18 protein-coding genes, 1 tRNA gene and 3 pseudogenes are annotated in these 19,466 nt (G+C 62.3%); 13 read left to right on the top strand and 9 right to left on the bottom strand.

Going from position 1 to position 19,466, the window contains the following annotated elements:
* Window positions 1-133: 133 nt before the first annotated feature.
* The 9 genes and pseudogenes from ACFQDL_RS27000 (at window position 134) to ACFQDL_RS26960 (ending at window position 8,008) form a co-directional block, all read left to right on the top strand.
* Window positions 134-1,147: an amidohydrolase family protein gene (locus ACFQDL_RS27000; RefSeq protein ID WP_379911692.1), complete on the top strand. Its 1,014-nt coding sequence runs from the start codon at window positions 134-136 to the stop codon at window positions 1,145-1,147.
* A 35-nt stretch (window positions 1,148-1,182) separates the two neighbouring features.
* A complete protein-coding gene (locus ACFQDL_RS26995; protein WP_379911691.1) occupies window positions 1,183-1,860 on the top strand; it encodes a 4-carboxy-4-hydroxy-2-oxoadipate aldolase/oxaloacetate decarboxylase in 678 nt (225 codons plus the stop codon).
* Window positions 1,861-1,869: 9 nt separating this feature from the next.
* Window positions 1,870-2,916, top strand: a complete 1,047-nt coding sequence (locus ACFQDL_RS26990; protein ID WP_379913383.1) for a 4-oxalomesaconate tautomerase — start codon at window positions 1,870-1,872, stop codon at window positions 2,914-2,916.
* Window positions 2,917-2,934: 18 nt separating this feature from the next.
* Window positions 2,935-3,810, top strand: a complete 876-nt coding sequence (locus tag ACFQDL_RS26985; RefSeq protein ID WP_379911690.1) for an amidohydrolase family protein — start codon at window positions 2,935-2,937, stop codon at window positions 3,808-3,810.
* A gap of 16 nt (window positions 3,811-3,826) precedes the next feature.
* Window positions 3,827-4,192 carry a protocatechuate 4,5-dioxygenase subunit alpha gene (locus tag ACFQDL_RS26980; RefSeq protein ID WP_379911689.1) on the top strand — a complete coding sequence of 122 codons (366 nt, stop codon included), beginning with the start codon at window positions 3,827-3,829 and terminating at the stop codon, window positions 4,190-4,192.
* Window positions 4,185-5,024 carry a class III extradiol dioxygenase family protein gene (locus ACFQDL_RS26975; RefSeq protein ID WP_379911688.1) on the top strand — a complete coding sequence of 280 codons (840 nt, stop codon included), beginning with the start codon at window positions 4,185-4,187 and terminating at the stop codon, window positions 5,022-5,024. The genes ACFQDL_RS26980 and ACFQDL_RS26975 overlap by 8 nt, the downstream gene beginning before the upstream one ends.
* A gap of 149 nt (window positions 5,025-5,173) precedes the next feature.
* A complete protein-coding gene (locus tag ACFQDL_RS26970) occupies window positions 5,174-6,190 on the top strand; it encodes a TRAP transporter substrate-binding protein (protein ID WP_379911687.1) in 1,017 nt (338 codons plus the stop codon).
* 23 nt (window positions 6,191-6,213) lie between these two features.
* Window positions 6,214-6,726: a TRAP transporter small permease gene (locus ACFQDL_RS26965; RefSeq protein ID WP_379911686.1), complete on the top strand. Its 513-nt coding sequence runs from the start codon at window positions 6,214-6,216 to the stop codon at window positions 6,724-6,726.
* Window positions 6,723-8,008, top strand: a pseudogene (locus ACFQDL_RS26960) (TRAP transporter large permease). The gene ACFQDL_RS26965 and the pseudogene ACFQDL_RS26960 overlap by 4 nt, the downstream one beginning before the upstream one ends.
* 295 nt (window positions 8,009-8,303) lie before the next feature.
* Here the strand turns inward: ACFQDL_RS26960 and ACFQDL_RS26955 are convergent.
* From ACFQDL_RS26955 to ACFQDL_RS26930, 6 genes are all read right to left on the bottom strand, one after another.
* Window positions 8,304-8,720, bottom strand: coding sequence for a helix-turn-helix domain-containing protein (locus ACFQDL_RS26955; RefSeq protein ID WP_379911685.1), 417 nt, complete (start codon window positions 8,718-8,720; stop codon window positions 8,304-8,306).
* Window positions 8,609-9,223, bottom strand: coding sequence for an AraC family ligand binding domain-containing protein (locus ACFQDL_RS26950; RefSeq protein WP_379911684.1), 615 nt, complete (start codon window positions 9,221-9,223; stop codon window positions 8,609-8,611). Before ACFQDL_RS26950 ends, ACFQDL_RS26955 begins: the two co-directional genes overlap by 112 nt.
* A gap of 210 nt (window positions 9,224-9,433) precedes the next feature.
* Window positions 9,434-10,642 carry a 4-hydroxybenzoate 3-monooxygenase gene (gene pobA / locus ACFQDL_RS26945; RefSeq protein ID WP_379913381.1) on the bottom strand — a complete coding sequence of 403 codons (1,209 nt, stop codon included), beginning with the start codon at window positions 10,640-10,642 and terminating at the stop codon, window positions 9,434-9,436.
* A gap of 332 nt (window positions 10,643-10,974) precedes the next feature.
* Window positions 10,975-11,991 (bottom strand): TRAP transporter substrate-binding protein, encoded by a 1,017-nt coding sequence (locus tag ACFQDL_RS26940; protein WP_379911683.1) that lies wholly within the window; start codon window positions 11,989-11,991, stop codon window positions 10,975-10,977.
* Window positions 11,992-12,043: 52 nt separating this feature from the next.
* The gene (locus ACFQDL_RS26935; protein WP_379911682.1) at window positions 12,044-12,997 is read right to left on the bottom strand and encodes a PDR/VanB family oxidoreductase; all 954 of its coding nucleotides are present in this window, start codon (window positions 12,995-12,997) and stop codon (window positions 12,044-12,046) included.
* Window positions 12,998-13,018: 21 nt separating this feature from the next.
* Complete coding sequence (locus tag ACFQDL_RS26930; protein ID WP_379911681.1) at window positions 13,019-14,074, bottom strand: aromatic ring-hydroxylating dioxygenase subunit alpha; 1,056 nt, start codon at window positions 14,072-14,074, stop codon at window positions 13,019-13,021.
* A 332-nt stretch (window positions 14,075-14,406) separates the two neighbouring features.
* Here ACFQDL_RS26930 and ACFQDL_RS26925 point away from each other — a divergent pair, with 332 nt between their 5' ends.
* Entirely contained in the window at window positions 14,407-15,141 is a 735-nt protein-coding gene (locus ACFQDL_RS26925; RefSeq protein WP_379911680.1) for a GntR family transcriptional regulator, read from the top strand.
* Window positions 15,142-15,196: 55 nt separating this feature from the next.
* On the opposite strand, the gene ACFQDL_RS26920 is transcribed toward ACFQDL_RS26925, so the two are convergent.
* A complete protein-coding gene (locus tag ACFQDL_RS26920) occupies window positions 15,197-15,508 on the bottom strand; it encodes a hypothetical protein (protein ID WP_379913519.1) in 312 nt (103 codons plus the stop codon).
* Here ACFQDL_RS26920 and ACFQDL_RS26915 point away from each other — a divergent pair.
* Window positions 15,471-15,896 carry a hypothetical protein gene (locus ACFQDL_RS26915; RefSeq protein ID WP_379913517.1) on the top strand — a complete coding sequence of 142 codons (426 nt, stop codon included), beginning with the start codon at window positions 15,471-15,473 and terminating at the stop codon, window positions 15,894-15,896. The genes ACFQDL_RS26920 and ACFQDL_RS26915 overlap by 38 nt on opposite strands.
* Window positions 15,897-15,995: 99 nt before the next feature.
* Here ACFQDL_RS26915 and ACFQDL_RS26910 read toward each other — a convergent pair.
* A pseudogene (locus tag ACFQDL_RS26910) lies at window positions 15,996-16,118 on the bottom strand (helix-turn-helix domain-containing protein); the annotation flags it as partial.
* Between ACFQDL_RS26910 and ACFQDL_RS26905 the strand changes: the two are divergent.
* Window positions 16,087-18,144, top strand: a complete 2,058-nt coding sequence (locus ACFQDL_RS26905) for an FAD-dependent monooxygenase (RefSeq protein ID WP_379913379.1) — start codon at window positions 16,087-16,089, stop codon at window positions 18,142-18,144. The pseudogene ACFQDL_RS26910 and the gene ACFQDL_RS26905 overlap by 32 nt on opposite strands.
* Before the next feature lie 116 nt (window positions 18,145-18,260).
* Here ACFQDL_RS26905 and gap read toward each other — a convergent pair.
* Window positions 18,261-19,267, bottom strand: a pseudogene (gap, locus tag ACFQDL_RS26900) (type I glyceraldehyde-3-phosphate dehydrogenase).
* A 99-nt stretch (window positions 19,268-19,366) separates the two neighbouring features.
* Here gap and ACFQDL_RS26895 point away from each other — a divergent pair.
* A tRNA-Cys gene (locus ACFQDL_RS26895) sits at window positions 19,367-19,440 on the top strand.
* The last annotated feature ends 26 nt before the right edge of the window (window positions 19,441-19,466 follow it).

The following is a 19,466-nucleotide window of genomic DNA, read 5'->3' as shown; positions in this document are numbered from 1 at the left end:
AATACTGAGATCATGCAAAGCGGACGGGATCCAATATTCCAGCTCACCGCTTTCCCAATTTTCGAACGGTGCGCGACGATTCGAAGCAACCGTCAGCACAACGTTGAACAGACCCACAACAGAGAGTCCAGCAATGATCATCGATTGTCATGGCCATTACACCACCACCCCGCCTCAGGTAGGCGAGTACCGCGAGAAGCAGAAGGCGGCCGTCGCCCGGGATCCATCCTTCGTTGGTGAAAAGGGGCAGATCATCATCAGCGACGACGAGATCCGCGAGAGCATCGAGAAGAACCAGCTGCGCCTGCAGCAGGAACGCGGCACCGATCTCACCATTTTCTCGCCGCGCGCCAGCTGGATGGGTCACCATATCGGAAATGAATATACCAGCCAGTTCTGGACCGAGCATCAGAACGATCTGATCCGCCGTGTCTGCGACCTTTTCCCGAACAACTTCGTGCCGGTCGCGCAGCTGCCGCAATCGCCCGGCGTCGATCCGGCCAAGTCGGTACCGGAAATCATCCGTACCGTCGAGGAGATGGGCTTTATCGGCATCAACCTGAACCCGGACCCGAGCGGCGGCCACTGGAACGGCAGCTCCCTGGCGGACCGCGCCTTCTACCCGATCTACGAGAAGATGGTCGAGTACGATATTCCGGCGATGGTCCACGTCAGCGCGGCCTGCAACGACTGCTTCCACACCACCGGCTCCCATTACCTCGGCGCCGATACCACCGGCTTCCAGCAGCTGATGATGTCCGACGTCTTCAAGGACTTCCCGGAACTGAAGATCATCATCCCACACGGCGGCGGCGCCGTGCCCTATCACTGGGGCCGTTTCCGCGGTCTGGCGCTGGACCAGGGCTTCGAGCTCGAGGAGCGGGTGCTGAACAACATCTACTTCGATACCTGCGTCTACCATCAGCGTGGCATCGACCTGCTGCTCGACATCATCCCGACCCAAAACATCCTGTTCGCCTCCGAGATGATCGGCGCGGTACGCGGCATCGACCCGGAAACCGGACACTACTTCGATGACACCAAGCGCTACATCGACGGCAACCAGGCGCTGAGTGCCGAGCAGAAGCAGGACATCTTCGAGCACAACGCCCGTCGTGTTTTCAGCCGCATGAAGAACCCGGCCTGAATCGCCGGCCCGCGCAAGAGCATTGGGAGAGCACCATGAGAGAGAATCTAGTCGTTCAGAATATCGAGCGCGCGGACCAGGCGGTCATCGATGGCCTGGCCCAGTGCGGCGTCGCCACCATCCACGAAGCCCAGGGCCGGGTCGGCCTGCTGGCGCACTACATGCGCCCGATCCAGCAGGACAAGTGCGTGGCCGGGTCTGCGCTGACCATCTCCGGCGCTGCCGGCGACAACTGGATGATGCACGTGGCGATCGAGCAGTGCAAAGCGGGCGACATGCTGGTGTTCGCGCCGACTTCGCCGTCGGTGCACGGCTTCTTCGGCGACCTGCTGGCCACCTCGGCGCAGGCGCGCGGTGTCGTCGGTCTGGTGATCGACGGCGGCGTGCGCGATACCCGCGACCTGCGGCAGATGGATTTCCCGGTCTGGTCCAAGGCGGTGTTCGCCGAGGGCACCATCAAGGAAACCCTGGGCTCGGTCAACGTGCCGATCGTCTGCGCCGACGCCCTGGTGAATCCGGGTGACGTCATCGTCGCCGACGACGACGGCGTCGTCGTCGTTCGCCGCGAACACGCGGCCGAAGTGCTGAAGGAGGCGCGCGAACGCATGGCGCGCGAGGAGGGCAAGCGCGTACGCCTGGCCAACGGCGAGCTGGGGCTGGACATCTATGACATGCGCCCGCGCCTGAAAGAGAAGGGCCTGAAGTATGTCTGACGGCATCCGCTGCATCTGGATGCGGGGCGGTACCTCCAAGGGGGCTACTTCCTCGCCTCCGACCTGCCGGCCGATACGGCCGAGCGCGACCGCGTCCTGCTGCGCGTGATGGGCTCGCCGGACGAGCGCCAGATCGACGGCATGGGCGGCGCCGATCCGTTGACCTCGAAGGTCGCGGTGGTGAAACGTTCCGAGCGCAAGGATGCCGACGTCGACTACCTGTTCCTGCAGGTGTTCGTCGACCAGGCGGTCGTCACCGATGCCCAGAACTGCGGCAACATCCTTGCCGGCGTCGGGCCATTCGCGATCGAGCGCGGCCTGGTGGCGGCGCAGGACGGCGAGACCGAGGTGCGCATCTTCATGGAAAACACCGGCCAGATCGCCATCGCCCGGGTGTCGACGCCGAACGGCAAAGTCAGCTATGTCGGCGATGCACGCATCGATGGCGTGCCGGGGACGAGCGCACCGGTGCCGATCACCTTCGCCGATACGGCGGGTTCGAGCTGCGGTGCGCTGCTGCCGACCGGCAATGTCGTCGACGTGATCGACGGCGTCGAGGTGACGCTGATCGACAACGGCATGCCGGTGGTGATCCTGCGCGCCGGAGACATGGGTATCAGCGGTCAGGAGACCCGCGAGGAGCTGGAGGCGAACCAAGAACTGCGGGCAAAGCTCGAGTCGATCCGCCTCCAGGCCGGCCCGCTGATGAACCTTGGCGACGTCAAGGACAAGTCGGTGCCGAAGATGTCCATGGTCAGCGCAGCCAGCCGGGGCGGTGCACTGTCGACCCGGACCTTCATCCCGCATCGCTGCCATGCCTCGATCGGTGTGCTCGGTGCGGTCAGCGTCGCCACCGCGGCGGTGCTGCCCGGCTCTCCCGCGGCCGAGGTTGCCAGCGTGCCCGAGGGTAGACGCAAGTCGCTGGCAGTGGAGCATCCGATCGGCGAGATGACCGTGATACTGGATGTCGACGAGGCCGGCAATCTGGGTCCGGCGGCGCTGCTGCGTACAGCGCGCAAACTGTTCGATGGCGAAGTCTTCGTACATAACAATTGAAAGAGTGGTGCAGCTAACATGATGGATGCAGATTATCTACCGTTTCACCCGAACCCCAGCAAGCCGGCGTTCAAGGCGCCGGCCGGCGCCGTCGATGCGCACTGCCACGTGTTCGGTCCGGCGGACCGGTTCCCGTATCACCCCAGGCGCAAGTACACGCCCTGTGATGCGCCCAAGGAGAAGCTGTTCGAACTGCGTGATTATCTCGGTTTCGAGCGCAACGTCATTGTCCAGGCTTCGTGCCACGGTACCGACAACGCGGCGCTGATCGATGCCCTGGAAAGCGCCGGCGAACGGGCCCGCGGTGTCGCAGTGGTCGACCCTGCGATCAGCGTCGAGGAGCTCGAGGCGATGGATCGCGCCGGCGTGCGGGCGGTGCGCTTCAACTTCGTCAAGCGTCTGGTCGACACCACCCCGAAAGAGGTGTTCCTGTCGATCGCCGAGAAGATCAAGCCGCTGGGCTGGCACATCGTCGTCTACTTCGAGGCGCCGGATCTGGAAGACCTGATCCCCTTCCTCAACGAACTCGACACCACCATCGTCGTCGACCACATGGGCCGGCCGGATGTCGCCAACGGCGTCGACCATGCGGACTTCCAACGCTTCGTGCAACTGATGCGTGACAACGACAAGGTCTGGACCAAGGTCAGCTGCCCGGAGCGCCTGACCCTGCAGGCGCCGGATTACAGCGACGTGGTGCCCTTTGCCCGCACCCTGGTCGAGCAATTCCCGGACCGGGTGCTCTGGGGCACCGACTGGCCGCACCCTAACATGAAGTCGCACGTACCGGACGACGGCAAGCTGGTCGACGTTATCCCGCAGATCGCACCGACCGCCGAGTTGCAGCAAAAGCTGCTGGTGGACAACCCGATGCGGCTCTACTGGTCCGAATAAAACAGGAGGTGACCCCATGTCATCCAGTGACAAAAAAGAGATTCCCGGTACCTACAAGTTCGATGGCCCGATGGCGACCAAAGGCTATGGACTGAACAAGATGTGTTTCACCTTCAACAGCGCCGAAGGTCGTGAAGCGTTCAAGGCCGATGAAGCCGCCTATTGTGACAAGTTCGGCCTGACGCCGGCGCAGAAGGAAGCGGTACTCAAGCGCGACATCATCAGCTTGCTGCGCGAAGGCGGCAGCATCTACTACCTGGCAAAATTTGCCGGCATTCTGGGTCTGAACGTACAGGATGTGGGCGGACTGCAGACCGGCATGACCACCGAAGAGTTCAAGGCGTACCTGGACAGCCAGGGGAGGGGCAAACACAATGGCTAAGATTATCGGTGGTATCACCACATCACATATTCCCGCCATCGGCATCGCGATGGACCGCGGGCTGGAAGACACCGATTACTGGCGCGACTTCTTCGCCGGCTACCCGCCGGTTCGCGAGTGGCTCAACGAACAGCAGCCCGACATCGCCATCGTATTCTACAACGACCATGGCCTCGAGATGTTCCTGGACAAGAAACCTACCTTTGCGCTCGGCTGCGCACCGCAGTATGAAAATGCCGACGAGGGCTGGGGCATCGCCACCATTCCACCGGTCACCGGCGAGACCGAGCTGTCGTGGCATATCGCCAACGAGCTGATCGAACACGACTTCGATCCGACCATCTGCCAGGACATCAAGGTCGACCATGGTCTGACCGTACCGCTGTCGCTGATGTATCCGGGCCACAAGTACCAGCACCTGAAGGTAATTCCGGTCTGCATCAACTGCGAGCGCCATCCGATGCCCAAGCCCTCACGCTGCTACGCGTTCGGACAGGCGATCGGCCGTGCCGTCGAGTCATTCGCGGGCGATCAAAAGGTCGTGGTCTTCGGTACCGGCGGTCTGTCGCACCAGCTTGATGGCGAACGCGCCGGCTTCATCAACGCCGACTTCGACAATGAGTGCATGGACAAGCTGGTTTCGGATCCCCAGGCGCTGACGAAATACAGCAACGACGACCTGATCGAGATCGGCGGTGCCCAGGCCGTCGAGCTGAACATGTGGCTGGCGATGCGCGGCTGCCTGCTGGGCAAGGTCAGGGAGGTCCGCCGCAACTACGTGGCGCCGATCTCCAACACCGGTGCTGGTATGCAGCTGTTGATCAACGAATAGCAGAAGCGATACAGGGGCCGCCGAGCTGTTCGCCAAGGCAGGTCGGCGGGTCGTTAAAGCCCGGGGGAAGGTTCGAACGGGATCCATCCTGCAGCTTGAGGCCAAGCCCTTGCAAGCGCCAGAAAAAATAACCAGAAAAGGATAAAACCATGAAAAAACTGACTGCCATTGCCGCTACCGCCGCCATGAGCCTGCTGCCGCTGGCAACCGCCCAGGCGGCCGACTTCAATCTGCGTTTCGCTCATTTCTGGCCCGCGACCTCCGGCCTGCACGCGGCTTTCGAATCCTGGGGCACGTCCCTGGAGGAAGCCTCGGACGGTCGTATCGCGGTCGAATTCTATCCCTCCCAGACCCTGACCAAGGCGCCGCAGAGCTACGATGCAGTCAAGAACCGCATCGCCGATGTCACCGCCACGGTGCAGGGCTATAGCGCCAACCGCTTTCCGCTGACCCAGGTCGTCGAGCTTCCGGGTATGGCGAAAACCGCCGCCCAGGGCTCCTGCGTGATCCAGTCGCTCTACGATGAAGGCCTGATCAGCGGAGAATACGACGATACCCACGTGCTCTACGTGTTCACCCACGGCCCCGGCGATATCCATACCCGGGAAAAGGCCATCCACAAGCCCGAGGACCTGGCCGGTCTCAAGATCCGCCGTCCGACCACTGTCGTCGCGGAGCTGCTCGAAGGTCTGGGCGCCCAGCCGGTCGGCATGCCCGCACCGGAAACCTACCCGTCGCTGCAGCGCGGCGTGATCGACGGCGTATCGATGCCCTGGGAAGGTATCAAGGCGTTCCGTCTCAACGAAGAGACGAACTATCATACCGAGATCGGTCTCTACACCCTGTCGTTTGTCGTCACCCTGAACAAGGGCGTCTACGACGAGATGCCCGACGACCTCAAGAAGATCGTCGATGAGCACTCGGGCCAGGTCTGGTCGCAGAAAATGGCGGCCGCGTTCGACGATCAGGACCGTCAGGGCCGGGAGGAAGCGGTGGCTGCCGGACATACTATCATCACCCTCGAGGGCGGTGCGGGTAACCCGGATTGGAAACCGGTGCTGGATGCGGCCACCGAAAAGTACCTGTCCGGACTCGAAGAGCGTGGCCTGCCGGCGCGTGACGTTTACGCCCGTGCCACCGAGCTGAGCAAGAGCTGCGGCAGCTGAATGCCGAACGAGGGGCTAGTACGATGAAATGGCTGATCAAGGCTATCGACGGCCTGGCGCTGGTCCTGTACCGGATCAGCGGACTGCTGCTGTTGGGAATGATGTTCTGCGTGGTCGCCGATGTCGGCGCCCGCAGTCTCTTCGCCATGAGCGGAGGCACGGTCGATCTGACGTTCAACGGCGGCATCGAGCTGGTGAAGTTCGGGCTGCTGTTCACGATGCTGTTCGCCTTTCCCTATGCGGTCGACAAGGGGCAGATCGTGGTGGACCTCTTCACCCACCAACTGCATGAACGCACCCTGCAGCTGTTCGACGGCGTTTACACCCTCTGCTTCGGTGTCTTCGGCGCACTGCTGTGCTGGCGTTTCTACCACGCCGCAGAGGGTGCCCGGATGAGCGGCGAGCTGACCCAGGATCTGCTGATGCCGATGGCGCCGATCTATCTGGTTTCGTCCGCCGCGCTGGCGCTGATGGCATTGCGCGGTTTCAGTTGCGGCATCCTCGAATTGCTGGGCCTCAAGGAGCGTACATCATGAGTGCACCCGTTATTGGACTGCTCTGTCTTGCCGCGATGCTGGCGATGATAGCGCTGCGTGCCCCGATCGCCCTGGCGATGGCGGCGACCGGCGTGATCGGCTTCGGCATCATCGTCGCGTTCGAGCCGGCGGTGTCGATTCTCGAGGCCGGTCCCTTCGAGACCCTGAGCAACTACAGTTTCAGTCCGATCCCGATGTTCCTGCTGCTCGGCGTACTGGCGTCCAAGGCCAACATGTCGAGCGAGCTGTTCAACGCCGCCCGCTCGCTGTTCGGCGGCTGGCGCGGTGGTATGGCGCTGGCGGCGGTCTCGGCCTGCGGCACCTTCTCTGCGATCTCCGGCTCGTCGGTCGCCACGGCGGCCAGCATGTCCCGGGTCGCGCTGCCGGAAATGCGCCGGCACGGCTATGCCGATTCCCGGCGACCGGCACCCTGGCGGCCGGCGGCACCCTCGGCATCATGATTCCGCCGAGCATCGCGCTGTTGCTCTATGCGCTGATCACCGAGCAGTCGGTCGGCGACATGTTCATCGCCGGCCTGGTGCCGGGGCTGCTCGGACTGGTTCTGTACTGCGTAACCATCGCACTCCTGGTGCACTACCGCCCGGAACTGGCACGCGCAGGCGAGCCGACCAGCTTGAGGCAGAAGATCACCGGTCTCTGGGGCTTCGCGCCCTTCATGTTCATCTTCGCGATCATCATCGGCGGCATCTACAGCGGCCTGTTCACCCCGACCGAGGCGGCCGCCATCGGCGCCTTCGCGACCCTGGTGGTGGCCCTTTTCCGGGGTGTTGGCTGGCGCGATCTGATCGATGCGGTGGAGGAGACGCTGGCGCTGTCGGCGATGATCTTCTTCATGATCGTCGGCGCCGAGATCTTCGGCTACTTCCTGTCGGTGTCACGAATTTCCTTCTATCTCACCGATCTGGTGGGGCAGTTGGGCTGGCCGCCCTATGCGGTGCTCTTCGCGGTGCTGGCGCTGTTCATCCTGCTTGGCTGCGTTATGGACGCCATCGCGATGCTGCTGCTGACGGTGCCGGTGGTGATGCCGCTGATTACGGAAGCGGGTTTCGACCCGGTCTGGTTCGGCATCGTCGCGGTCATTACGGTCGAACTGGGCCTGATCACGCCGCCGGTGGGGATGAACGTCTTCGTGATCAAGAGCGTGGCGCCGGACGTGACGATCGGGCAGATTTTCAAGGGCGTCTTCCCGTTCGTGCTCTCCGATATCGTCCGCCTGCTGCTGCTGGTACTGTTCCCGGTGCTGGCCCTCGGGTTGGTGTAGGGAAGGAAAGCGGCAAGCTGCAAGCGAAAGCCCCGGGCATCATGTCCGGGGCTTTTTGTTTTCGGCCCATGCAGCCGCTGGAACCTTGCGAAAAAAGTAGGATGGGTGGAGCCGCAATGGTACCGGGCACCCGGTGCGCAGTGGGTCAGCCGCGGCGGAACCCATCAATAAAATGTCGCCGGCTTCCTCGATGGGGAAGCGACACCCGAAGATGGGTTACACGGCGCTCTGGTTGTGTCTGAGGTCCGGCCGTCCCTTGCGATGGCGCCGTTTCACCCATCCTACCTACTTTAATCTACGCCTCGGTGGTATCGAAGTTGTTCTCGCTGCGAAAGTTGCCCGGCGTGCTGCCGGTGGCGCGCTTGAAGAAGCGGGAAAAGTACGCCGGGTCGCGAAAGCCCAGGTCCCAGGCGATTTCGTCGAGGTTGCTGCGGGTATAGATCAGCCGGCGCTTGACCTCCAGCAGCAGGCGCTCCTGCGGCAGGGTCTTGGCGGTCTTGCCGAGCAGCTGCTTGCACAGCCGGTTGAGGCGCGCCGGCGACATGCCGAGTTCGTCGGCATATTGCTCGACGGTCCAGTGCTCGCGGAAACGGCTTTCGATCAGCCGGCGGAAGGCCGCGAGGGGGCGCTCGACATCGGTCCGCGGGTATCGGACTGGCCCTGGATCTCGAGCTGTCGTCGCAACGTCATCAGCACCGCCCGCGCCAGCCATTCGCACATCAGTGCCCGCCCGGTATCGGGTCGGTTCAGCTCCCGCTCGATCTGCTGCAGGAACTGCTGTAACTGGAGCAACAGCGCCGAGCCGGGGGCGAATGCGGTGATCAGCGGACGGGCGAACAGCGGCTCGAAATAGGGCTGGCATCGGCTGTAGGACTCGTCGCTCAGCAGCGGTTCGGCCAGTGTCAGCACCCGCCCCTCGGTTCCGGGGGCGAAACGGAAACCGTGCACCGCGCCCGATGGAATGGAGATGACGCAGGGCTCGTCGCGGCAGTGGACCTCGTCCTCGAGACGCACCTCGACCTCGCCTTCATACAGGCAGATCAGCTGGAACATGCGGCCGTGGCGGTGGGGCCTGATGACCCAGCCGTTGAGGCTGCTGCGGCTGATGATGTTCTCGATATGGACGAAGGCCGGATCTTCGACCGCCGCTTCGCCATAGAGGCCGAATTGCGGAATGGCCTGCGGATCTGGAGCTTGGGTCGCGAAGTCTTTCATTCGGGCGTCGGTCGTCGGGCGTTGTGCGTCGATTTGTACAGTACAGACCCGATTGTAGCGCGGTTGCCCCCGGCAAATGAACGCCGGTGTGAAGCGGGGCAGAGATGCAGGGTGCCAGAGGCGAGGGGAAGGGGCTGCGAGCGAAAAGTGCAACCCCCGGGCAGGTCGATGATTGACCGGGGCCGGAAGCTGTCGGCCCCGGACGCGGGGTTAGTCCTTGAGCTCCTCGTAGGGCAGACCGACGTACTGCTCGGCGATCACCCGGCGGCCGTTTTCGGAGCCGAGGTAGTAGTTCAGTTCCGATTCCATGAAGCGGTTGAAGGTCTGTCCCTCGAGGCCGTTCGCGCCGATTTCGGCGCCGAAGTCGTGCAGCATGTTGGTCATCCACCAGGAAAAACGCTCGCCGTTCCAGACCCGGCGCAACGCGATTTCCGAGTACTGGCTGATGCAGCTTCGATCGTCCGTCTGGTAGACACGGGTCAGGATCCTGTAGAGGGTCGCGACGTCCGATGCCGCCAGGTTAAGGCCCTTGGCGCCGGTCGGCGGCACGATATGGGCGGCATCACCGACCAGGAAGAGGTTGCCGTACTGCATCGGTTCGCAGACGAAGGAGCGTAGTGGCGCGATGCTTTTCTCGAGGCTTGGGCCGGTGACCATGTTGGCCGCGGCTTCCGGCGGCAGGCGTTTCCTGAGCTCGTCCCAGAAGGCCTCGTCACTCCAGTCCTCGACCTTGTCGGTCAGCGGCACCTGGATGTAGTAGCGCGAGCGGGTTGCAGACCGCTGGCTGGCGAGGGCGAAGCCGCGCTCACTCTTGGCGTAGATCAGCTCGTCGTGGCACGGCGGGGTGTCGGCCAGCAGACCGAGCCAGCCGAACGGGTAGACGCGTTCGTGCTCGGTGCGGATCTCGGCCGGGATGGTCTGGCGGGAGACGCCGTGGAAGCCGTCGCAGCCGGCGATGAAGTCGCAGTCCAGACGGTACTCTTCGCCCTCGTGTGCGAAAGTGAGGTAGGGCTTGTCGGACTTGACGTCATGGGGTTGCACGTCCTTCGCTTCGTAGAAGGTTTCCAGCCCGGCAGCGACGCGGGCCTCCATCAGGTCGCGGGTGATCTCGACCTGGCCGTAACAGACGACGACATCGCCGCCGGTCATCTCTTTGAGGTCGATGCGGGTCGCGTTGCCGTTGTTCGAGATGACGAAGCCTTCATGAACATGGCCTTCGCTGTCCATGCGCTCGGCGACGCCGGCTTCACGCACCAGATCGATGAAACCCTGCTCCAGAATGCCGGCACGGATACGGCCGAGTACGTAGTCGCCGGTGACGCGTTCGACGATGATGTTGCTGATTCCCTGACGCGCCAGCAGTTGGCCGAGCAGCAGGCCGGACGGGCCGGCACCGATAATGGCTACCTGGGTTTTTATCGATTTCATGGGTAGAGACCTTATCTGCAAGTTGGGTCGACGGTCGCTTGACCGGGTGTACGTCCATCATGCTTTTCAGGCCGGCCTAACGGTATGCAGTTTCCCCTTAAAGAATTGTACTTTTCCTTCACAAGCGCAAGGCGTGTCAGGCACCGTAGGTTGGAATGATGCCCCGCAGGGGCGAATTCCGACAGGGTGGCGCGCCACAGGGGAGGCGCCTTGCGGTTGGATCCCGGAATTCGCCTTCGGCTCATTCCAGGCTACAGCGATCAAGAACACGAAAAAAGCCCCCGGACCCTTAGGGCGCGGGGGCTTGGCTGTTATCGGACGTTTCAGGTGCCGCAGCTCTGGCTCAGCGACTGGGCCTGGCTGTAGACCTTTCGGGCCGGCAGGCCCTGGCCTTCGAGTTCGTCGAGGTAACTCTCGGTTACACGCTCGAGCGCCGGCTGCCAGGCGGCCTGGATTTCGCTGTCGAGTTCCTTTACCTCGTGTCCCATGGCTTTTGCATCGGCCCGCGACTGCTGGTCCAGGTCGTCGAAGATCCTGGCCATGAACTGCGACCACTTCTCGCCCGAGTGCTGGTCCAGGACCTGTTTCAGGTCGTCCGGCAGCCGGTCGTAGACGCCCTTGTTCATCGTCACGACGAAGCTCAGGGAGTAGAGGTTGAGCTCGGTATGGTGGCTGGCGACCTCGTTGAGACGGAACACCAGGGCACCGTCCCAGGAGATGGCGACGCCGTCGATCACGCCGCGCTGCAGTGCCGTGTAGGCATCGGGGGCGGGCATGCCGACCGGCTGGGCACCGAGGTTCTCGAGCAATTGACCGACCACAGTGGTCGGCCGGCGGATGCGCAGGCCCGAGACATCCTCGGGTTTGGTCACCTGCTTGTCTTTCATGTGCAGATGGCCGGGGCCGTTGGTCCAGACGAAGAGCACATGGCTGTCCTCGTACTCCCCGGCGATATCGCCGGCATCGTAGAGCTGCTGCAGGACGCAGGAGCCCTGGGCGGCGCTGTCGACCAGGCCCGGCAGTTCGATCACCTGGGTCAGCGGAAAACGGTTGGCCGTATAGCCCTGCACCGTTGCCGCGACATCGGCGATCTGGCCGACCACCGCGTCATAGCCCTTGGCGGCCTTGGTCAGGGTCTGGGCCGGGTAGAACTCGACCTCAATCCGCTCATTGGACGCCTGTTCCAGCGAGTCGCCCCAGGCCTCGAGTCCCCTGGCGATATCGGAGGTGCCGGGCCAGGGATGGGCAAAACGCAGGGTGACATCGGCGGCCTGGGCTGGAACGGCGCTCAGCGTAACGCCTGCGATGGCGGCGGCGGCCGCCCAGTTTTTCAGTTTCATATGCATCGCTTCCTCTTGTTATCGCTATTGGGTTGACTGTGCAGTGTGGTGATCAGATATCCAGCACCAGCCGCTTGCTCCTGGCTCGCGAGCAGCAGGGGGTGAACTGGTCGTTTTTCGCATGCTCGGCCGGCGTCATGAAGAAGTCGCGGTGATCCGGCTCGCCTTCCAGCACCCGGGTCAGGCAGGTACCGCAGACGCCGTCTTCGCAGGAATACGGAATGTCGATGTCGTGGTCCATCAGCACCTGCAGCACGCTCTGGTTGGCCGGAATCTCCAGCACCTGGCCGCTGCTGCCAAGCTGTACCTCGAAGGGGCCATCGCTGTCGTGGCTGATCGGCACCGCGGCGAAATACTCGCGGTGCACCTGTTCGGCCGGCCAGCCGAGCTGCTCGGCGGTCTCGAGCACGTGGTCCATGAAGCCCTTGGGGCCGCAGACGTAGAGATGGGTGCCGGGTTCCTGTTTGGCCAGCAGACTGCGGGCATCCAGCTTCTGGGCCTCGTCGCCGTCGTCGAAATGGAATTGCACCCGGTCGGCGAAGCCGCTGCCGGCGATGCGCTGGCGGAAGGCCGTGCGGCTTTCGGAGCGGGTGCAATAGTGCATTTCGAAAGGACCGCCGGTATGGGCCAGCCGCTCGGCCATGCAGAGAATCGGCGTGACGCCGATACCGCCGGCGAACAGCAGGCTCCGTGTGGCATGGTGGGCCAGCGGGAAGTGATTGCGCGGCTCGCTGATCAGCAGTCGGTCGCCGGCCTGCACCTGTTCGTGCATGGCCCGGGAACCGCCGCGCGAGGACGGATCCTTCAGCACGCCGATCTCGTAGCGATGGCTCTCGTCCGGATGGTTGCACAGCGAGTACTGGCGTACCAGTCCGTTCGGCAGCTGGACGTCGATATGGGCGCCGGCGCCGAAGGCCGGCAAGGCGGCGCCATCCGGACGTGCCAGTTCGAACAGGCAGATATCCTCGGCGTCGCTGGTTTTCGAAACGACTTCGACTTCGATCATGGTCGGTCTCCTGTGCAGGGCTCAGCGGCCGGTGGCGGCGGATTCGTTCTGTTGCTGTTCCGCCTTGATGAGTCGATCCAGTAAGCGGCGGGCCTGAACGCCACCGGCATCGATGTTCAGCTTAAGCAGTTTGCGCTGCGGATAATCCAGCAGGTTCTGCTGCTGGCGCTCCAGCATCTCCAGATCCTCGGCGAAGATCTTGCCCTGGCCGTCGCGGATCTGGGCCGTGAGATGGGTATCTCCCGGCTTGAAGTGGCGCGCCATGCCCCAGAAGTACCAGATCGAGGTCTCGGTTTCCGGGGTGATGAAATCGACGACTATGCTGGCGGCCTTGTGCGCGTCGGGCGCCGCGTAGCCGCCGTGACCGGCATGGGCCACGCCGACATCGATCATCACATGGCTCGGCGGCGTGAAGCGGCAGATCTGCCAGCGATCCACCGCCACGTCGTCGGCCAGGTGATTGGCCTTGAGTGCGGCGCGCCAGAACGGCGGCGCCATGATGTTGTCCATGTAGCGGCTGGTGATCACCGTCTCGCCGTCCACTTTGGTGGACACCGGCGCTTCGTCGATCTCCCTCTGACCGATGCTGGTTGAATGGACATAGGTTTCATGGGTCAGATCCATGAGGTTGTCGATCATCAGGCGGTAGTCGCAGTTGATATGGTAGAGGCCGCCGCCGTAGGCCCATTCCGGGTTGTCGGCCCACTCCAGCACCGGAATCTCGTCTCTGTTGGCCTGCTCGGGATCGCCGGGCCAGACCCAGACGAAGCCGAAACGCTCCTCTATCGGATAGTTCCTGATGCAGGGAAAACCCTGGACGCGCTGGCCGGGCATCTCCGCGGTCCTGCCGTCGCTACCCATTTTCAGGCCATGGTAGCCGCAGACCAGCAAACCGTCTTCGACGTAGCCGAGGGACAGCGGCGCGCCGCGGTGCGGGCAGAAATCCTCGACGGCGGCTACCTGGCCTTCGGGTCCACGGTAGAACACCATCTTTTCGCCGCAGATCTGGCGGCCCAGCGGCTTTTCGACGAATTCGTCCGGGGTACAGGCGACATACCAGGCATTTTTCGGAAACATCTCGGGCTCCTCGGGGTGGCTTGTTATAGTTTGGATCCAATCTAGGCCAAGTCTTGATCTATATCAAGGTTTAGGTGCTTTATTGGATCCATTTATTCGCAATAAAATCTTTCCATTTAATAACCAATGATTATAAGAAATAGCTATATATCGACTTCAATCCGGCTTTATAGCCCCGTTATAGGGATTTCGTCCCTAAGCGCCATCTCCCAACGGCCTTGGCGACAGCCAGTCGATGCACCCCGATCGAGCCTGATTGGATCCAGTATGATATGCTCTGGAGACAACGTCGGTCTTAATGTATCCAGACTTCCCGGGGCATGAGGTTTTGTATGAGCAAAGCAGGGCAGCGTGTGCTGAGCACATTGCGACAGATGATCATTTCCGGCGAGATGGCCGCCGGTGAAAGGGTGGCCGAGATTCCAACGGCCGAGCGGCTGGGGGTCTCCCGCACGCCGGTGCGTATCGCCTTCCGGGCGCTGGAGCAGGAAGGGCTGCTGACCAAGCTGGAGCGGCGGGGATACCGGGTGCGCGAAGTGACGCCCGAGGAGGTCGGCGGCGCCGTCGAAGTGCGTGGCGTGCTCGAGGGGCTGGCCGCCCGCCAGGCTGCCGAGCGCGGGCTGTCCCCGGAGCAGCGCAAAGGACTGCTGGAATCCCTCGCCTTGGGCGACACCCTGTTCGAAAAGGGCCATGTCACCGAGGAAGACCTGGAGACCTATCACGATCTGAACCGGCGCTTTCATGCCCTGATCATCGAGGCGAGTGGCAATCCCGCCATCAGTTCGGCACTGAGTCGCAACGAGCATCTGCCTTTCGCCTCGGTCAGTTCACTGACCGTCGACCGCAACAATCTCGAACGCGAGTACAGGCGCTTCAATTTCGCCCATATGCAGCATCACGCCGTATTCGATGCCATCGATCATCGTCAGGGTGCCCGGGCCGAAGGCATCATGCGGGAACACGCCCAGGCCACCCTGCGTTACGCCGAGATCTTCGCCGGTAAAAAGGAGCAAGCGGCCGAGATCCACGTTATCCAGGCCGAAGCGACGGACGCCCAGTCCCTATAAGCCATGATCAATCCCCAAGGCGTAGTAGTGGTCGCCACTCTAGCCCGCGGACCCGTCACAGCGCCAGACCAAAGGTCGGCGCTTCGCGATCCAGTCGCGTCACGAACTCGCTGATCAGTTCCCGGACCTTCACGAACTCCGGCCGTTCGTCATGCTCGAGCTGTGACCAGAGCGCGATATCGCGCCGCGGTCCAGGCCGGCCCTCCACCTCGATCAGCTGCCCGGGCGCGACCTCGCCGGTCATCAGTGCCAGTCGCGCCGGCAGACGCACCAGCATGTCGGTGGTGTCGAGCAGGTGCAGGACCGAGCGGATACTGCCGGTAAAGGCCATGCGCGCCGCCGTGGGGCCGGCCAGCTCCCCGGCCATCGAGAAATCCGGCGCTGGCACCCGCGATCATCCAGTTCTGCTGCTCCAGCACCTCGCGAGATACCGGCTGTCGGGTACCGGCCAGGCTCGATTTTTTGCCGGCGAAGACGCCCGAGCGGTCCCGGAACAGCAGCTTGCGCGCCAGGGCGCCCTGGGCGACGCTCAAATGAGCCGGCGCCAGCAGGAAATCCAGCTGCCCCTCCTGCATCAGTCTCATCTGTACCGATGCCGACCCGGTGCGCAGATGAAAGACATAACGTCTCTCCCGCAACAGGCTTTCGGTCAGGCTCTTAAAGGTCGCGAACTCCCAGAGCGGATCGATGCCGATCGCGAACTCGCTTTGATAGCCACTGTGCCACTGGCGGATGACCTCCTCGCCATGCTCTGACTCGGCCAGTATGCGCTCGCCGATCCGGGCCAGCCGGGCGCCGATTTCAGTCGGTGCCACACCGTACCTGGTGCGTGTCAGCACAGGTGCTCCGACCTTGGCCTCTATCTGCTGAATCGCGCGCGTAAGCGTTGGCTGAGTGATGTACAGCTGCTCGCAGGCGCGGCTGAGGGAACCCTGCTTGACGACGATGGCCAATTGCTTCAACAGGTTGGGGTTCATGTATGCAAATTCTTTTAGTCTTAAGATAAAAACCAATTTTTACTTATATCAAGGATTGTATAAGGTTACAAAAAACAAGAGGAGCCACGACATGCAGTTTCATCTCAACGGTTTTCATCCCGGCGACCCCCGTTTCGACGACCCTCAGGATCGCGTCGTACCGCCACCGATTAAGCGCCCCCTTCCCGAAGCAGTTGACGTCCTGATCGTCGGTTGCGGTCCGGCCGGTCTCAACCTCGCGGCACAGCTGTCACAGTTCGGCGACATCAAGGTCGCCATCGTCGACCAGAAGGACGACCGTCTGCTGGTAGGCCAGGCGGATGGTATCGCCTGTCGCACGATGGAAATGTTCCAGGCCTACGGCTTCGCGGATCAGATCAGGCAGGAAGCCTACCAGGTCAGCGAAGCCGCTTTCTGGAAACCGGATGCAGACAAGCCGAATCAGATCGCGCGTAGCGGCAAGGTTCAGGACGTGGCGGACGATCTGTCGGAGATGCCTCACCTGATCATCAACCAGGCACGTGTGCACGATATGTTCCTCGATGTGATGCGTCAGGGCCCCGGCAAGATCGTGCCTCACTACCAGCGCAAGCTGCTGGGTCTTGAAGTCGACCCGGATGGCGGCGAGTACCCGGTTACCCTGAAGTTCGAGCGTCTGGTGAACTATTCACAGTACTCTCAGGAGATCGAGACGGTTAAAGCCAGGTACGTGGTTGGCTGCGATGGTGCCCGTTCAAGCGTTCGCACGGCTATTGGCAAGGAGCTGGTGGGCGATGCTCTGAACCAGGCCTGGGGCGTCATGGACGTTCTGCTCAATACCGATTTTCCGGATATCCGCCTGAAGTCTCTGATCCATTCGAACAACGAAGGCAACATGCTGATCATCCCGCGTGAGGGTGGTTACATGGTCCGTCTGTACATCGAGCTGGACAAGCTCAGGGAAAACGAGCGCGTCGCACGCGACCAGATGAGCCCCGACGTGCTGGTCGCGGCCGCCAACCGCATCATGCAGCCCTATACGGTCGATGTGAAAGAGGTTGCCTGGTGGAGTGTTTACGAGATTGGCCAGCGTATCACCACTGCATTTGACGATTCCGCAGAGGGTCGCCCGGCACATGTATTCCTCGCCGGTGACGCCTGCCACACCCACAGCCCCAAGGCGGGGCAGGGGCTGAACACCTCGGTGATGGATACCTGGAACCTTGGCTGGAAGCTGGCGCACGTACTGACCGGCCGTGCCGGGCCCGGGATTCTCAAAACCTACTCGGCAGAACGTCATGAATATGGTCAGGCGCTGATCGATTTCGACCGGGAGTTCTCCAGGATGTTCAGCGCCAAGCCGAAGTCCGCCGAGAACCCGGATGGGGTTGATCCCGCCGAGTTCCAGCGCTACTTCCAACTTTTTGGCCAGTATACCGCCGGGGTCTCAATCCAGTACAAGCCATCGATTATGGTCGGTGAGGGTGGTCACCAGGACCTTGCGAAAGGCCTGACCGTTGGCAAACGTTTCCACTCTGCGCCCGTCATACGCCATTGCGACGCCAGGCCGATGCAGCTGGGGCATTGCATCACAGCCAACGGCGCATACCGCATCTTTGCCTTTGCCGGTAATGTCGAAGCCATGTCCGATGACTGTGGTGTCAAGGCGCTCTGCGACTACCTGCAGAACGACGCCAGCTCACCGCTGAAGAAGTACACACCCGTCAAGTCGGACCCGGATGCCGTGATCGATGTGCGTGCGGTCTTCCAGCAGCATCACCAGTCGATCGAGACCGGCAGCCTGCACCCGGTTCTGATGCCTCCCAAGGGCAGGTACGGCCTGCAGGACCACGAGAAGGTTTTCTGCGTGGACAAGCGACCGGAATCGTCCGGTGGCGGCAAGAACATCTATGAGATGCGCGGCATCGACAAGGAGAAGGGCTGCATCGTCATCGTGCGCCCCGATCAGTACGTCGCCGAGGTGCTGCCGCTGGACGACTTTGCTGGTCTTGAAGGCTACTTCAAAGGGGTTCTGGCGGCGGTCTGAATCACAGCGCCTATTGCCCGGCCGGTCGCGACAGTCATAGCGCCCGGCCGGGCTTTTTCCCTAGATGCAGGTGGCGACAGGCCCGGTCATCCCGTGTCGGTACGGGACCAATGGCGTCACCCGTTCTCCATCGCCGCCAACGCGGTATCGATCATCCGGTTCGAGAACCCCCATTCGTTGTCGTACCAGGCGAAGACCTTGACCATCTGATCGAGCGTGCGGGTCTGGGTGCAGTCGAAGATGCAGGAGGCGGGATCGTGATTGAAGTCGACCGAGACCAGCGGCAGCTCGTTGCAACGCACAATGCCCTTCATGTCGCCGTTGGCGGCATCGCGCATCAGGCAATTGATCTCGCCAGTGGTCACTGCCCGCTCGGGCATAAAGCTCAGATCGAGCAGCGACACGTTGATCGTCGGCACCCTGACCGCAAGGCCCGTGAGCCTGCCCGCGAGCTCCGGCAGCACAAGGCCCACGGCTTCGGCCGCGCCGGTTTTCGTCGGAATCATCGATTGGGTGGCCGACCGTGCGCGGTAGGGGTCCTTGTGATAGACGTCCGTCAGGTGCTGGTCGTTGGTGTATGAATGGATCGTCGTCATCAACCCTTCGATGATGCCGACCTTTTCGTGCAGTACGCTTGCAAGCGGGGCCAGGCAGTTGGTGGTGCAGGAGGCATTGGATATGATGCGGTCCGTCGACTGCAGGCGACGGTGATTGACCCCGTAAACGATGGTGGCGTCGGCATCGGCGGCGGGTGCCGAGATGATTACCTTGCGCGCACCCCGGTCGAGGTGTATGGCGGCAGCCCCCGGTTCGTGAAGCGTCCCGTGCACTCGAATACCAGGTCGATATCCAGATCGCCCCAGGACAGCCTGTGCGGATCCGGCTCGCTGTAGATTGCGATAGCGTCGCCTGCGATCACCATCTGCTGATCCTCGATCGATACCGAATGACCAAAAGGACCATGGACGGAGTCGAAGCGCGTCAGGTGGGCGTTGATGGCGGTGTCGCCGAGATCGTTGATGGCGACAATCTGAATCTGGTCAGTTCGACCGGACTCGTAAAGCGCCCTGAGGATGTTGCGACCGATGCGTCCGTATCCATTGATGGCTGCTCTGATGGCCATAGGCTCTCTCCTGACTGGCTGTGCTCATGGTTAGCATAGATGATCGCCGCCATCGCGGTTGACCTGCGCCGCCAATACTGTATTATGCAGCGCCTCGAGGGCTGGATGGCAGAGTGGTCATGCAGCGGACTGCAACTCCGTGTACGCCGGTTCGATTCCGACTCCAGCCTCCATTCGAGCTTCGTTTCTGCCATCAACG

This window comes from Marinobacterium aestuariivivens (genome assembly GCF_042661465.1).
Taxonomy (GTDB): Bacteria; Pseudomonadota; Gammaproteobacteria; order Pseudomonadales; family Balneatricaceae; genus Marinobacterium_A; species Marinobacterium_A aestuariivivens.
This window is presented reverse-complemented; position numbering and strand designations above follow the sequence as displayed.

Excerpts from the sequence above, each read along its gene's own strand:
- ACFQDL_RS27000 (WP_379911692.1), top strand. The coding sequence starts at position 134 with ATGATCATCGATTGTCATGGCCATTACACCACCACCCCGCCTCAGGTA.
- ACFQDL_RS26995 (WP_379911691.1), top strand. The coding sequence starts at position 1,183 with ATGAGAGAGAATCTAGTCGTTCAGAATATCGAGCGCGCGGACCAGGCG.
- ACFQDL_RS26985 (WP_379911690.1), top strand. The coding sequence starts at position 2,935 with ATGATGGATGCAGATTATCTACCGTTTCACCCGAACCCCAGCAAGCCG.
- ACFQDL_RS26980 (WP_379911689.1), top strand. The coding sequence starts at position 3,827 with ATGTCATCCAGTGACAAAAAAGAGATTCCCGGTACCTACAAGTTCGAT.
- ACFQDL_RS26975 (WP_379911688.1), top strand. The coding sequence starts at position 4,185 with ATGGCTAAGATTATCGGTGGTATCACCACATCACATATTCCCGCCATC.
- ACFQDL_RS26970 (WP_379911687.1), top strand. The coding sequence starts at position 5,174 with ATGAAAAAACTGACTGCCATTGCCGCTACCGCCGCCATGAGCCTGCTG.
- ACFQDL_RS26965 (WP_379911686.1), top strand. The coding sequence starts at position 6,214 with ATGAAATGGCTGATCAAGGCTATCGACGGCCTGGCGCTGGTCCTGTAC.
- ACFQDL_RS26955 (WP_379911685.1), bottom strand. The coding sequence starts at position 8,720 with ATGGCTGGCGCGGGCGGTGCTGATGACGTTGCGACGACAGCTCGAGAT.
- ACFQDL_RS26950 (WP_379911684.1), bottom strand. The coding sequence starts at position 9,223 with ATGAAAGACTTCGCGACCCAAGCTCCAGATCCGCAGGCCATTCCGCAA.
- ACFQDL_RS26940 (WP_379911683.1), bottom strand. The coding sequence starts at position 11,991 with ATGAAACTGAAAAACTGGGCGGCCGCCGCCGCCATCGCAGGCGTTACG.
- ACFQDL_RS26935 (WP_379911682.1), bottom strand. The coding sequence starts at position 12,997 with ATGATCGAAGTCGAAGTCGTTTCGAAAACCAGCGACGCCGAGGATATC.
- ACFQDL_RS26930 (WP_379911681.1), bottom strand. The coding sequence starts at position 14,074 with ATGTTTCCGAAAAATGCCTGGTATGTCGCCTGTACCCCGGACGAATTC.
- ACFQDL_RS26925 (WP_379911680.1), top strand. The coding sequence starts at position 14,407 with ATGAGCAAAGCAGGGCAGCGTGTGCTGAGCACATTGCGACAGATGATC.
- ACFQDL_RS26915 (WP_379913517.1), top strand. The coding sequence starts at position 15,471 with ATGCGCGCCGCCGTGGGGCCGGCCAGCTCCCCGGCCATCGAGAAATCC.
- ACFQDL_RS26920 (WP_379913519.1), bottom strand. The coding sequence starts at position 15,508 with ATGGCCGGGGAGCTGGCCGGCCCCACGGCGGCGCGCATGGCCTTTACC.
- ACFQDL_RS26905 (WP_379913379.1), top strand. The coding sequence starts at position 16,087 with ATGGCCAATTGCTTCAACAGGTTGGGGTTCATGTATGCAAATTCTTTT.